This window comes from Acinetobacter sp. VT 511 (genome assembly GCF_001077515.1).
Taxonomy (GTDB): domain Bacteria; phylum Pseudomonadota; class Gammaproteobacteria; order Pseudomonadales; family Moraxellaceae; genus Acinetobacter; species Acinetobacter schindleri.
Genome location: NZ_LFRE01000035.1, coordinates 67,553 through 80,591, shown reverse-complemented (window position 1 = coordinate 80,591; position 13,039 = coordinate 67,553). Strand labels below are relative to the sequence as shown.

The 13,039-nt window shown below is 40.9% G+C and carries 16 protein-coding genes; 8 read left to right on the top strand and 8 right to left on the bottom strand.

Going from position 1 to position 13,039, the window contains the following annotated elements; translation table 11 throughout:
- Positions 1 to 6: 6 nt before the first annotated feature.
- Both ACS72_RS02265 and ACS72_RS02260 read right to left on the bottom strand, forming a co-directional pair.
- Positions 7 to 1,203, bottom strand: a complete 1,197-nt coding sequence (locus ACS72_RS02265; RefSeq protein ID WP_008307414.1) for an MFS transporter — start codon at positions 1,201 to 1,203, stop codon at positions 7 to 9.
- Positions 1,196 to 1,636: a MarR family winged helix-turn-helix transcriptional regulator gene (locus ACS72_RS02260; RefSeq protein WP_034593046.1), complete on the bottom strand. Its 441-nt coding sequence runs from the start codon at positions 1,634 to 1,636 to the stop codon at positions 1,196 to 1,198. Before ACS72_RS02260 ends, ACS72_RS02265 begins: the two co-directional genes overlap by 8 nt.
- Before the next feature lie 254 nt (positions 1,637 to 1,890).
- Here ACS72_RS02260 and ACS72_RS02255 point away from each other — a divergent pair, with 254 nt between their 5' ends.
- Positions 1,891 to 2,610: a hypothetical protein gene (locus ACS72_RS02255; RefSeq protein WP_227499365.1), complete on the top strand. Its 720-nt coding sequence runs from the start codon at positions 1,891 to 1,893 to the stop codon at positions 2,608 to 2,610.
- A gap of 324 nt (positions 2,611 to 2,934) precedes the next feature.
- Here the strand turns inward: ACS72_RS02255 and ACS72_RS02250 are convergent, their stop codons facing one another.
- Together ACS72_RS02250 and ACS72_RS02245 are read right to left on the bottom strand one after the other, a co-directional pair.
- A complete protein-coding gene (locus tag ACS72_RS02250; protein ID WP_008307411.1) occupies positions 2,935 to 3,489 on the bottom strand; it encodes a thermonuclease family protein in 555 nt (184 codons plus the stop codon).
- A gap of 234 nt (positions 3,490 to 3,723) precedes the next feature.
- Positions 3,724 to 4,641, bottom strand: coding sequence for a LysR family transcriptional regulator (locus tag ACS72_RS02245; protein ID WP_048881102.1), 918 nt, complete (start codon positions 4,639 to 4,641; stop codon positions 3,724 to 3,726).
- Between the two features lie 91 nt (positions 4,642 to 4,732).
- On the opposite strand from ACS72_RS02245, the gene ACS72_RS02240 reads away from it, so the two are divergent.
- From ACS72_RS02240 to ACS72_RS02220, 5 genes are all read left to right on the top strand, one after another.
- Positions 4,733 to 5,974 (top strand): acyl-CoA dehydrogenase family protein, encoded by a 1,242-nt coding sequence (locus ACS72_RS02240; protein WP_008307407.1) that lies wholly within the window; start codon positions 4,733 to 4,735, stop codon positions 5,972 to 5,974.
- Between the two features lie 50 nt (positions 5,975 to 6,024).
- Complete coding sequence (locus ACS72_RS02235; RefSeq protein WP_008307404.1) at positions 6,025 to 7,146, top strand: phosphotransferase family protein; 1,122 nt, start codon at positions 6,025 to 6,027, stop codon at positions 7,144 to 7,146.
- Positions 7,143 to 7,841: a histidine phosphatase family protein gene (locus tag ACS72_RS02230; protein WP_008307402.1), complete on the top strand. Its 699-nt coding sequence runs from the start codon at positions 7,143 to 7,145 to the stop codon at positions 7,839 to 7,841. The genes ACS72_RS02235 and ACS72_RS02230 overlap by 4 nt, the downstream gene beginning before the upstream one ends.
- A gap of 36 nt (positions 7,842 to 7,877) precedes the next feature.
- A complete protein-coding gene (locus ACS72_RS02225) occupies positions 7,878 to 8,621 on the top strand; it encodes an SDR family oxidoreductase (protein ID WP_048881101.1) in 744 nt (247 codons plus the stop codon).
- Between the two features lie 179 nt (positions 8,622 to 8,800).
- Positions 8,801 to 9,139: a hypothetical protein gene (locus tag ACS72_RS02220; RefSeq protein WP_048881100.1), complete on the top strand. Its 339-nt coding sequence runs from the start codon at positions 8,801 to 8,803 to the stop codon at positions 9,137 to 9,139.
- A 65-nt stretch (positions 9,140 to 9,204) separates the two neighbouring features.
- On the opposite strand, the gene ACS72_RS02215 is transcribed toward ACS72_RS02220, so the two are convergent.
- Positions 9,205 to 9,675, bottom strand: coding sequence for an IS5/IS1182 family transposase (locus tag ACS72_RS02215; RefSeq protein WP_048881099.1), 471 nt, complete (start codon positions 9,673 to 9,675; stop codon positions 9,205 to 9,207).
- Positions 9,623 to 10,006: a transposase family protein gene (locus tag ACS72_RS17240; protein WP_081405814.1), complete on the bottom strand. Its 384-nt coding sequence runs from the start codon at positions 10,004 to 10,006 to the stop codon at positions 9,623 to 9,625. The genes ACS72_RS02215 and ACS72_RS17240 overlap by 53 nt, the downstream gene beginning before the upstream one ends.
- A 301-nt stretch (positions 10,007 to 10,307) precedes the next feature.
- Between ACS72_RS17240 and ACS72_RS02210 the strand changes: the two genes are divergently transcribed.
- Both ACS72_RS02210 and ACS72_RS02205 read left to right on the top strand, forming a co-directional pair.
- Entirely contained in the window at positions 10,308 to 11,018 is a 711-nt protein-coding gene (locus ACS72_RS02210) for an SGNH/GDSL hydrolase family protein (RefSeq protein WP_048881098.1), read from the top strand.
- Positions 11,019 to 11,053: 35 nt separating this feature from the next.
- The gene (locus ACS72_RS02205; RefSeq protein ID WP_008307394.1) at positions 11,054 to 11,638 is read left to right on the top strand and encodes a uracil-DNA glycosylase family protein; all 585 of its coding nucleotides are present in this window, start codon (positions 11,054 to 11,056) and stop codon (positions 11,636 to 11,638) included.
- 143 nt (positions 11,639 to 11,781) lie between these two features.
- Here the strand turns inward: ACS72_RS02205 and ACS72_RS02200 are convergent, their stop codons facing one another.
- Both ACS72_RS02200 and ACS72_RS02195 read right to left on the bottom strand, forming a co-directional pair.
- A complete protein-coding gene (locus ACS72_RS02200; protein ID WP_048881114.1) occupies positions 11,782 to 12,309 on the bottom strand; it encodes a hypothetical protein in 528 nt (175 codons plus the stop codon).
- Between the two features lie 125 nt (positions 12,310 to 12,434).
- A complete protein-coding gene (locus ACS72_RS02195; protein WP_048881097.1) occupies positions 12,435 to 12,872 on the bottom strand; it encodes a hypothetical protein in 438 nt (145 codons plus the stop codon).
- Positions 12,873 to 13,039 lie beyond the last annotated feature (167 nt).

Sequence of the window (13,039 nt, the reverse complement as noted above, 5' to 3'; positions counted from 1 at the left end):
ATGTCATCAAGTTGCAGCAGCTTTAACTTTACGTCCATGCAGCAGATAATACCAAAGCAGACAGCTGAGTGTAATGACCGCACTATACAAATACAAATGCTGATAACCGATCTGATCCAGAAACTGGCCAATAAAATACGGTCCAAAACCAAGTGCAGCATCAAGAGCAATAAAGAAGGTTGATGTTGCCAGTCCCATACGCTCTATTGTGGTACTTTTTACCGCAATGGTCTGGCAAATGGATTGAATATTGCCATAACCAAAACCTAATAACGCTGCACTAGTGAGGAGCATCCATGAATTATGTGCCTGACTGAGCAAACCAATACCGATTGCCATAATCACAATCGCAGGATACATGATGATGTTTTCGCCTTTACGATCCATCAATGGGCCGGTAAATGGGCGAGAAATCAAAATTGCGGCTGCATACATCAGGAAGAAGAACGAAGCTGCCTGCAAGAGATCAATTTCCTTGGCATACAGGTTAAGAAAAGACAGTACGCCAGAATAACATGCACCAGCAATCAGAATAATAACTGCAATAGGAAAAGCTTTAGGCTCAACAAACTGCGCCAGACGTGAAGTAGGCTGAGCAGACTGCTGCGTACCAGCTTTTGCAGTCAGTTTTACTTTTGAAGTATCAACACCAAAACTGAAGAGCAGACAGGTGAAAGCCACAATAGAAGTAAAAGTAAAAATCACCTTATAGTCATATTGTGACATTAGCCAGATCGCCAGGAATGGACCCACTGCAGTGGCTAGCGTACTACTGGTACTGAAGTAGCCAATGCCTTCAGCACGTCGAGTTGCTGGAATGGTCTGGGCAATGACAGTTCCAATAACAGTCCCTGCGACACCCATCATAAAGCCGTGAGCAAAGCGGATCGCAATCAGATAAGGTACATCCACTGGAATAAAATACAGACCGGAGAACAGGAAAAAGCCCAAGGCTCCAGCAACCAGACTGGCTTTGGCACCCAGATTGGGCAGGAATTTTCCTATCAGCAATCGGCCAACTAAAGTCCCGACCACGAATACACCGGAGATTAATCCCGCTTGTGCAGTAGTGGCATCCAGTTCAGCTAAGGCATAACCAACACTGACAATGACCAGGAGATAGAACACCAGAACCAGCTGGAAGTTCATTGCACTGAGAAAAATAAAATTTTTTGTCCAAAGCTTGGATGGAGCCTCAGTCATGTTGAAGCTCCTTTCTCGCCTGAAGAGAATGCATAAATTCTAAAACAAAAGCATGAGCACGTTTCAGCTCATCTTTATTGAAGTCTTGCAGTAATTCTGCTTCCAAAACATCAATTTTGCCGCAACATTGCTGGAACTGTTGTTCACCCATTTCAGACAGCTGCAGTAATTTCTGGCGTTTATCTGTCATGGGTTGTGATTCAATAAAGTTCATTTCAATCAAAGTATTTAAACGCTTGGTTACAGCAGGTTTTGAAATCCTGAGTTCCTGGGCGATATCCAGTGCTGTACATTGACCATTCATTTTGATAATGACCAGACTTTGCCATAAGGAATAATTTAAGCCGTGTTCAATTAACACCGCATTCATTTCATCCCCGAGCAATCTTGCACAGCGTAATAATGCAAATCTAAAGCGGGAGGTAGTATCCATAAGGAATAATGTTAACCTGGTTAACTAAATATGCTTAATTTACGCTTATAAATATGAAAATTCAAGTGATGTATCAGTTGCTCCGATATGGCTTAACAAATATTTCAACGAGTAAATGAGCTAATCTGGTGGGAAAAATCTTTGGTTTTCTTTAACATGCAAATCTGGATGTGAGCAGTGGCTAAGGTGGATTTATGCAGGATTTAGACCTAACAACAATTATCAGTGAATGTTTTAAAAGCAGTTCTAATTTAATGATGGATTTACATCAACCAGCAATTACCTTACCTGAACAGCTGATCCACGCAGTTAAAGAGGCAGCACAAACACGCGGATATACTGAAACAATTCATCATGTAATGTTGCTGGATCAATTTGATGCTTCTCGACTGAGTTATGTCTTTAGTCCGCTTATTCTGTCCGTGCTAAAACATAAAACCATCTTTATCGCTCCAGCCAATACTGAACTGCAACAGGTGCTGGGAGAATATTTCCGGGTAGAAGCGCTGAAACTAAACCATACCCAAGCCTTACAGGAAATGGATATTTGCTTTGATTTGGCAACTGATGGTTGTTCCATGTCAGATTTACAGCGCTATGCCGTATTCAAGGCCTTACTTGACCCAAATTGTAAGAGCCTGATTGTCATCGGAAATGAACTGGATGCTGGGTTGAAAATATTACTTGAATCATTCGGTATACAGGTTATCCAGCACAAATTGATGCAACAGCATTTTGATTTAACTGAAATCGAATTTAAAAAACTGTTATGGAAAAGGAAGACAGATTCAGTTGCCGTCACTTGTGAAGAGATCACGTCAGCTAATATTGAATTAGTTACTCAACTTAGCGGAATACAGCATGCCGATGCCGAGCGTCTAATTGATGACTTGATGTATAGCGAGCATCTGTTCGAAAAAGTCTCAGTCTTTGGCGAATTTACCGAAACTATTTATAAGCATCAGCTAAAATAAAAGATAGCGGAAAGGCATGTCCCAGAGTTGCAGTGATTAGATTTTAGATACGCGCGGGTGGCAGGGATGCAACACATTCCCCATCACGACACGACGTCGTAATGGGGAAATAAAAGACTTTTGCCTATTTTGAGTTTTTCCAAAGTATGATTCTGCCTGCACAAAGCCATTTAAACTTTTAAAGAGAAGATAAGGCTGTGCATATATAATTATAAATATATAATAATATCATATATTTAAAAATTATCGAATTGCTCTGATGACCTAATACATAGCCTGATTAAAATTGTGAGACGGCAGTGAGCCAAAGGCTCTTTATTCTGCTCAGGATTTTTTCTGTTTACGGTAAACACTTGGTCGTACCGGGTGTGTGCCGCGCCAGAGACCTTTCTTATTTTTCTTGGCATTGCTTTGCAGGCTCATCAGATAGGAGAGGTGTTTCTTGTCACGGATATATTCTTCATAAACCCAAGCCGCACCACGCTTGATCAGTTCTTCATTGACATTTTTACGACGTCGGTAAATGACTCCAACACAGCGTCCATAACGGTCAATATCGGTAATTTGCACACGGACCAGTCTATTCTTGATCATTTTTGAGACCAGCCGCTGGGATTCCTTGCCATAGGCTTGACTGGATTCAGGTGCATCCACATAGGCAAAGCGTAAGCGGGTTTCTGAACGACGGATATTGAAACGATAGCAGGTGAGGGTGTCGCCATCGCTGACGGCCTTAACTCGACACCAGTATTTTTTGCCTTTTTTGAAGGGGCGGAACAGTTCTTGTAAAAACACCACAAGTTTGTGCAGCAAATAATAGGAGAAACATAGAGCCACAAGGCCAAGTAAAATTTGCCAAGAAGTTGAGAGATGCAACAAAATTAAAATCCAGAACAAGCGCAGTCAGGTGAAGAAATAGCTGACTTATAAAGTGTTCATTCTAGATCAAAGCCTCACGTCTTAAGGCTTTGTAATCGTCTATACGAGGATTTTTTAAGCAAACAAAATAGCCTAAGCAAATAACAAAAAAACCAAGCTGCGATTCTTAGGAATAAACTTTTTAAGGCTCCATAAATAGCCTAAGCATTTTTAAAATTCACTTATAAAAATAGCCTAAGCAAAAATTTTATTAATCTCACTCCGTAAAAATTGATGTCTCTTATTCTCTTGTAAATCCTTATACCAATACATCCCCATATTAATTTTCTGCAGTTTTACAGGGACTTCAAAAATTTTCAGGCTTTTATCAATATGCAAATGATTTAAAACATTTCGAGGAATGGTGAGCATCGCTGATGGATGCTGCTGCAAAATCTGTAACGCCGTCGAGTAATGCTGACAACGCAGGAAAATTTGCCGAGATAGGTGATTACGGCTTAAATACAGATCTTCAACCAATACGCCAGTCCGGCGCGAAGACACACCAATATGTGGGGAGGCGAGATAACTTTTTTCCGTGACTTGTTGCTGTTGAGTACAGACGACAAACTCATCCTGATCCAGTAATTCAAACTGGATTTTGTCGCCCAAAGGCTGTTCCAGATCGATCACAAAATCAACTTGCTGGGTTGCCAAATCAGAAACAATATTCTTTCGGTCCAGTTTAATACTGACAAACTGAATATCCAGATTAAAACGCTGAAAATGTGCGACCAGTTTTGGCAAGATCATCGGTTCAATTTCATCATGCACAGCAATCTTTAGATTTTGTACCAAGGTGGGCTCAAATTGCTGGTTCTGGATGGAAATATTCTGGATGGTGATGAGAGCATGTTTAATGTCTGAATAAATCTGTTCCGCAAACGGCGTTGGCTGCATTTTACTGCCAGTCCGTACAAACAAATCATCCTGCAGATGCTGTCTTAGACGCTGTAAGGCATGACTGGCAGCAGACTGGGTAATTGACAGGATTTGTGCAGCCCGGGAAATACTTTTCTGTTCAAAGACAGCAACAAAAAGTGGATATAAATTAATATCGATCCGATGGAAACTGCGAAGATCGATACTGTTTTTATTATGAATCTGTTGCATATTAAACTATGGAATAAAATCATTTTATTCATAATATGTTTTAGGTTAAGGTCTTGTAAAGCAGAATAATCATATCCAGAGGAAAGTTGCCATGTTTGAGCTATCAGCACGTGCACAGGACTACGTTGAACGCACCAGAAAATTTATTAGAGATGAGATCGAGCCAATTGAGGCAGATTTCTGGCATCAGGTGCATGAGTTGAATCAGGGCAGTGACTGGACCAAATGGCAATGGCCGGCTGAACTGGAAAATTTAAAAGCCAAAGCCAAAGCAGCGGGATTATGGAATATGTTCCTGCCTTGTGCTGAATTGGGTCAAGGATTGTCAGTTAATGAATATGCGCATATTGCTGAACTGTCTGGACGTAGTCTGATTGCACCAACGGTATTTAACTGTAATGCCCCAGATAGCGGCAATATGGAAGTATTGTGGCGTTATGGTTCTGAGGACCAAAAACAGCAATGGCTCATGCCGTTATTAGAGGGAAAAATCCGCTCGGTATTCTGTATGACCGAACCTTCAGTTGCCTCCAGTGATGCCACAAATATGCAGGCAACGGCGGTCATTGAAGGCGATGAAATTGTATTAAATGGCCGTAAATGGTGGTCCTCTGGTCTGGGTGATCCAAATGCCAAAATCATTATCTTTATGGCACATACTCCCGATGAAACTAAAGACCGTCATCATCAACATTCTATGGTTTTAGTTCCAGTCGATACTACGGGTGTGAAAATCGAACGTATGTTGCCCGTCTTTGGTGATTATGATGCTCCACATGGCCACGGCGAAGTTAGTTTTGATAATGTGCGGGTACCGGTATCCAATTTTATTGGGGGCGCTGGTCAGGGCTTTGAAATTGCCCAAGGTCGTTTAGGCCCAGGTCGTATTCATCACTGTATGCGTTGTATTGGCGCAGCAGAAAAATCTCTGGAACTGATGATTGACCGTGGCATGAGCCGCACGGCGTTTGGTAAAGAGATTTTGAAACTGGGTGGTAATCTGGAACGGGTCGCAGAAGCACGGGTTGCAATTGATCAGGCACGATTATTAACCTTGTATGCTGCCTATAAAATGGATACTTTAGGGAACATGGCGGCTTTGACAGAAATCTCGGCCATTAAAGTCGTGGCACCAAGTGTGCTGGAAAAAGTCGTGGATATGGCAATCCAGATTCATGGTGGCGCTGGTGTTTCACGTGATACACCATTGACCGGATTCTTTGCCCAGGCACGTGCACTACGTTTGGCGGATGGCCCGGATGAAGTACATAAGGGCATGATTGCAAAATTAGAGTTGGCAAAACGTGGTTATAGTACGCGTCGTAAAAAATAAGTCTTAAGTTTAAAGATATTTAGATAGTAAAAAGATTTTAAGGAAATATTATGGCAGTCATTGATGTCGGTGGAAAAGTTCGTGAGGGTGAAGAACTGGATGTCCGCGCTATAGGAAACTGGCTGATTGAACATGGTGAAAATATTGAGGGTCCTGTTGAAGTCACCCAATATTCTGGTGGTGCGTCGAACTGGACTTATCGCCTGAAATATAGCAATGCCGATTTAATTCTGCGTCGTCCACCTAAAGGCACCAAAGCTAAATCTGCACATGACATGGCGCGTGAATATCATGTACAACGGGCACTGGCTGATCACTATCCAGTTGTTCCGGAAATGTTGTTGCTATGTCAGGATGAGTCAGTGATTGGCTGTGATTTCTATGTAATGAAACGCATTGAAGGCATTATTCCACGAGCGAATTTGCCTAAAGATCTGGACTTCAGTGAAGCTCAGGTACGCGAACTCTGTATCAATGTCATTGATAAACTGATCGAGTTGCATCAGGTTCCTTATCACGGTACTGAACTGGAAAAGTTAGGCAAAGGTGAGGGTTACTGCCGACGTCAGGTAGAAGGTTGGGATAGCCGTTATGACAAAGCTAAAACGATTAACGTACCTTCATTCAAGTACGTACGTAACTGGCTAAAAGATAATATTCCTGCCGATTCTAAAACTTGTGTGATTCACAATGACTGGCGTTTTGATAATGTTATTCTGGATCCTGACAATCCAACACAGGTGATTGGGGTACTGGACTGGGAAATGGCGACTCTAGGTGATCCACTGATGGACTTGGGTTCTGCCTTGGCCTATTGGGTGGAAGAGACTGACAATGCAATTTTTAAGGCAACCCGCCGTCAGCCGACCAATCTAAAAGGGATGTTTACCCGTAAGGAGGTTGTGGATTACTACCTGGAAAAAACTGGATTACAGCCAGAGAATTGGACCTTCTATGAAGTATTTGGCATTTTCCGTTTAGCGGTAATTGCCCAGCAGATTTATTATCGTTACTACCATAAACAGACCAATAACCCGGCGTTTAAAGATTTTTGGGTGGTGATTCATGCATTGCATATCCGTGCCTTAAAGCTGATTGGCAAACAAAAGATCGAAGCCAATGATCTTGCCCAGAAGTATATGAACAAATTTAAAGAGTTAATGCCAAAATGACCACCATTTACCTGATTCGACATGGCCAGGCATCTTTTGGAGCAGAAAGCTATGATCAGCTTTCTCCCAACGGTGAACTGCAAGCCAAGTTACTTGGACGTTATTTCGACTCTATTCTTAAAGAAGCACCTGTAGTGATGGCTGGATCAATGCAACGTCATCAGCAAACAGCGCAACTGTGCCTGGATGAGTGTTTTCCTGAAAGTGAATTGATTACCAATCCTGCCTGGAATGAATTTAATCATACTCAAGTCTTTGCCAGGTATGAGCCGCGATTTAATCAGCCGGAATTATTAAAAGAAGATGTGGCACAACATGCCAATCCTCGAGCGTATTTAAGCAAAATCTTTGAAGGGGCAATTGAACGCTGGACGGGGGGAGATTATCACCATGAATATGAAGAATCCTGGCCAGATTTTAAAAACCGTGTTGAATCTGCATTGCAAGATCTATGCGATGAACTGGCTGAGAAAAGACCGCGCTATGCTGTAGTATTTACTTCGGGTGGCGTTATCTCTGTGGCAGCAGGGAAAATTCTAGGCTTGAGTCCAAGCAAAACTTTTGCCTTAAACTGGGCCATTGCCAATACCAGCATGACGACTTTGCGTTTGGTGGGTAATGAACCGCAGTTACTTAGTCTGAATGAACATCATTTTATTAAGGCAAATCAACCAGAATTACTCACCTGGATCTAAAAGATCTGGAACAAAATGATTTTAAAGGAATAAAAAATGGCTAAAACAATTCTAATTACCGGGGCAAGTTCCGGAATTGGTGCAGGTATGGCACGTGAATTTGCACAAAAGGGTTATAACCTGGCAATCTGTGCGCGTCGTATGGAACGTCTGGAAGCTTTAAAGCAGGAACTGGAAAACCAGTACAGGATCAAAGTGATTGCCAAAACCCTGGATGTGACCAACTATGATCAGGTCTTTGAAGTATTTCGTGCCTTTAGGGAAGAGTTTGGTAGCATTGACCGAATTATCGTGAATGCTGGCGTTGGTGAAGGTCGTCCTATTGGAAAAGGCAACTTTGCTATTAACAAAGCTACGGTGGAAACCAATTTTATTTCTGCATTAGCCCAATGTGAAGCTGCAGTCGAGATTTTTCGTGCGCAAAACTCAGGTCATTTGGTCATGATTTCATCCATGAGCGCAATGCGTGGTATGCCAAAACACCTGACCGCTTACGGTGCAAGTAAGGCCGGAGTCGCGCATCTGGCAGAAGGAATTCGTGCCGAGCTGATTGATACACCTATTAAAGTGACGACGATTTTCCCGGGTTATATTCGTACTGAAATTAATGAAGGTGCGAAAAAACTGCCATTTGAGGTAGACGAAAAAACGGGTTCGCATTTATTGGCTGCTGAAATTGAAAAAGCACCGGTTAAAGCGTATGTACCAAAATGGCCTTGGTTACCGTTGGGCTTGGCTATGAAAGTATTGCCACTAAAACTGGTGAATAAACTAGGATAATTCTTGTTTGTATGATCAAAAAGCTCCTAATGGGGCTTTTTTATTTTTGGAATTGAAACATTCTGACTTTAAAAATTAAGAAAATAATGTCTGGAAATTATTTTTTATAAATATGATCATATATTATGGTTTAGCATAGCTAAGGGTTGGTGAATATATGTATATAGGCTTATAACCAAATGAAAAAATTAGCTTTTATCATTGCTCTGGTATTGCTGGCAATGCCATATGCTCAAGCAGCATCTGATGAAGGAAAAAATCCGGATACGACCCGATTGTGTGAAGGAAAAGGACCTCATGTAAAGCTTACGGTTAAAATTGAAGGTCGTACCATAAAAGGCTCATGTCAGATCGGCTTTAAACCTGCTCAAGTGAATGCCTTGGACTATGAAGCAATGCGCGCTCCCGCTGTGCAAAATGCATGTAAGGGCAAAGCACGTGGTTCGACTCTTATCGTGAATGTAGATGGTGAACAGATACCGGGTAAATGTGATCTGGTCTTTAAAAGAAATCGTTAAAATATATTTAACGATTTCTTATTTCACTTTGTATAACCGCTATTATATTAGACCTCTTTCATAAATCATTTTTTGCTCAGTTCCAAGTTGTAGATTCCAGCGATTAAATTGAATCTCAAACCAAGCCTTTTACCTCTATTTCGATAACGCTCAGCAAGGATTTTGAAGGTTTTCAGGCTGCCAAATACATGCTCAATTCCGATTCTTCTTTTATTGATTTCTTGATTATAGATTTTCAATTCAGGATCCAATTTACAATGTCTTTTGGCTTTTAATGGCAACAGGCTATTCGGATACAACACATAAATCCCCTGATAGCCTTTATCTGCAAGGATAAAAGCCCCAAAAGGAATCTGGTTTAAATTCCGTTTGAACAACTCGAAATCATGCACTGCACCGCGACTGGTACATAAACTCAGAATCTGCTGAGTTTTGTAGTGAATCATGGCCTGTACTTTAAAGGTATCGGTCTTTTTCTTGCCGCTATAGCTTTTCTTCTGTTTTTTTAGGCCTTTGGATTGGAATTTCCGTGGCATCCACGATCACAACATTCCAGTCGATGCCTTCGCCCTCGGGTAAATTAAACAGATTGGACCGAATCAGGCAGTCTTCAACATGACGGACAATTCTTGAGGCTGTGGGCTCTGAAACCCCGTAACTCGTCGCAACGTGAAATAAGGTTCGGTATTCCCGCCAATAGCTCAGACAGAGCAGAACCTGATCCTCCAGGCTTAACTTGGGCGGTCTGCCTTTGGCAGAGACATGCTTCTGCAATTGCTCAACCATCAAATAGAAAGTTGACCATGAGATGCCTGTGTATCGCTTGAACTGAGGATCAGAAAGCTTGTTTGAATCGATGTATTTCATCCGCAGATTATGCACGAATGCTAAGAAATCCGGAGTGCGAATATTAACCAAAAAGAAGATCGTTTTTTGATTTATGAAAGAGATCTATTGATATTGTGTTTTAATATTTTGATTATTAATTGCTTTTTATAGTGATGGCGAATACTTATTTAAAATACCATTGCCATTATTAGGGCAGAAGGCATAGAAATGGGTAGAAATATAAATATGTGAATATTCATAAAAAGTGACTATTAAGTTGTTACTCGAAAATTATAAACTGGGGTAAAATTCATCCTATTCTTATGTAAATTAATCTATTATGTTGCTCAAAGCTGCCACGATTGCCTTAATACCTGCTCTAGTCATCCAGGGTAATCGCGTCAAGAAAAAAACGCTACGATTACCAGAACCTGCTGGGGAACGCGAAGGTCTGATTGGGCAGGGGAAACCTTTATCCATCCTGATTGTTGGAGATTCGGCAGCAGCCGGTGTAGGCGTAGATCATCAAGAAGACGCATTAACTGGGGCAATCTTAAGTCAGCTCCAGCAAGATTATCAGATTCGCTGGAAACTTCAGGCGAAAACGGGAGATGCGACTTCCAACGTCATTCGTGTATTAGAAAAAATTCCGGCTGAACACTATAATGTTGTGGTGACTTCAGTCGGTGTAAATGATGTTACCAAGCTGACACCCGCAGATGTGTGGATTAAAAAGCAGCAGAAACTTTATCAGGTGATTGAAAGTCGCTTTAGTCCTGAGTTAATTATCGCGGCCGGTGTTCCACCCATGAACATGTTCCCGGCTTTACCAAATCCATTGGCCTGGTTATTTGGTCGTTATGCCAGAGCCATGAACTCTGAGCTGGAGAAATTTGTCAGCAAGAAAGCCAATATACAGTGGATTGAGTACGATATCAAACAATATCAGGCACTCAATCTGGAAATGGCCAAAGACGGTTTTCACCCGAGTAAAGAAGTTTATACGCTTTGGGGACAGGAAGTTGCTACAAAAATCCGCCAAAAATTTTAGAATAGAATTTCTATATACTAATTTAATGGAATTTTATGTCGGATATTGAAACCCATCCTCTAGAACCTTTTTTACCGGAAAATTCCAAACTTCTGATGATGGGCAGTTTTCCGCCACCAGAAACACGTTGGAAAATGCGTTTCTATTATCCAAATTATCAAAATGATATGTGGCGGATATTTGGTTTAATTTTCTTTCATAATAAAGATTACTTTCTGGATCTTGCTAATAAGAATTTTCAGGAGATGTTGATTCGGGAATTTTTGCTGGAAAAAGGTATTGCGATTTTTGATACAGCGTATCAGATCCGGCGCTTGAAGGGAAATGCTTCAGATAAATTTCTGGAAATTGTTACGCCGACTGATCTCAACAAACTGCTTGTTCAGATGCCTTTATGTCATAGCATTATGACCACAGGCGATAAAGCAACCGAGACCCTGATGCTATCCATGCCTGAAGACACAGAAAAACCTGCTATCGGGCAGCCGAGTAAAGCACATTTTGCTGGACGCGAACTAAAACTCTATCGAATGCCATCATCATCACGAGCCTATCCATTGGCTTTGGAGAAAAAGGCGGAAGCCTATCGGGAATTGTTTAGAGATGCTGGACTGATTTAGGCTTTAGCGATAAATGTGAATGTAATACTTATACTGTTTACGTTAAATCTATCTTGATTGAAGCAAATATTTCATTTTGGGATTAAGAAAATAAAATAAATTCATACTTATAGTTAATTGCTAACTAATAGTAAGTATTGAATCTATGTATCTGGCATCATTTTTGGATATTCCACCCATTTAAAACTATACGCCTGAAAATCCCGAACATGGGTAAAGTCAGACCAGATCAGGCGGCTGCCTTTGGTCCAATTTAATAGTTTTATTCTGCGATGGACCAGCTCCAGTTCAGCTTCAGTTGCAGGTCGCAGTTCACTGATTTCTGCATATAAACGTACACCTGGATAACTGCTAAATTTACCGCTCATTAAAGATTTTAGCCAAAATGACTGGCTACTATTTACTGCTTGAATACACGCTTTCGAACTATGTGGAAGGTTCTGTTTCAGGCTGGTACAGTAGCGGTCAAAGAAAAAGCCTGTGGGTTTATATTCATGTAAAAATAAAGTGCCGATGGGACTGCTTGTAGGAAATCCATCAGAGCTGATTGTAGATACCGAACAGTGCATGGCAGCACGCTGGGCATCAGCAAAGACATTCCGGATCTTAAGCCAATCTTGAGGCTGAATATTTACCATCATAAGGTCATCTTCATTTTTTATTATTTTCATTAACATAGCATAGAGCATATATAAACTTGCTGAGACATTACGACTTACCATTCATCTCTATAGAAATTCTAAAATAAAAAAGGCGATTGAATCGCCCTAAAAGTTTTAAGTGATGGCTTTAAATATTAACCATCATATTCCACATAATCCCAAAGATTTAAACGAGATTTAATTTCACGACGAATATTCGGTAATAAAGGCAACAGTGTGCCATCGATCCATAAACTCAAAGCTTGTGAAGATAGTAATTGTTGCTGCTCATCAACCAGTTTCGCACCTTTGACGACGACCAAAGTTTCTTCATTGACTTCAGTTTCTACACCTTTAAACAGCACCTGCAGATCATAGCCAGAATCCTGAATCAGCCATTCCAGTTCAATCTGGATATTTTCATTGGACTGGATGATAGCCTGACCTTCAATCACCTCTGTATCAGAAATACAGTCATGCTCTACACGGATTTTGGCGAGAAACCACTCCTGAGCGGATAATTCTTGAAGGGTTTTGTTTGGTGTAAGGATATCACTTAACTTAAACTGGCGGCTTAAATCAAAAAATTGCATGGGAGTGTGGCGAAAAAACTTCGCGAAAACTGGAAAAGTGTAATTTTAAGGCAATCTAGAGCTATGGTATAGATCATGACCGTATTGATCGAATAAACGTCTAAAACCTGCACGATTTTCAATTAATCCTAAAATTAACAATCTTTAAAATGAGATGGAAATTCAAT